This window comes from Flagellimonas olearia, assembly GCF_009184425.1.
Taxonomy (GTDB): Bacteria; Bacteroidota; Bacteroidia; order Flavobacteriales; family Flavobacteriaceae; genus Flagellimonas; species Flagellimonas olearia.
On record NZ_WELG01000172.1, the window covers coordinates 1 to 326 of the forward strand.

The window sequence follows — 326 nt, forward strand, 5'->3', positions numbered from 1 at the left end:
ATCTGGGCCATGACCACCCGCATGGACCCGGCCCGCGATACCGTGATGATCGAAAACACGCCCATTGATTATCTGGATTTCGCCTCTCCGGTGGCCGGCCTTGGTTCCAAAATGGGAATGGATGCCACGAACAAGTGGGCAGGCGAAACCACCCGCGAGTGGGGCCGCGCCATCGCCATGGATCCCACTGTAAAAACCCGGGTGGATGAAATGTGGTCCTCACTGGGCATCGACACCCCGGAATAATCCTAGAATGGGCGCCGGCTCACAGAGCAGGGTGGCGCCCAAATTCCAGCATGGTACGATCGTACGAAAAAAACAACAAG

At 57.7% G+C, this 326-nt stretch carries 1 protein-coding gene; it reads left to right on the forward strand.

Translation table 11 applies throughout. The annotated features are described in order from the left end of the window. A partial coding sequence (locus F8C76_RS19560) for a hypothetical protein (RefSeq protein WP_439108304.1) occupies positions 1–246 on the forward strand: 246 nt, incomplete at its 5' end. Between the last annotated feature and the right edge of the window lie 80 nt (positions 247–326).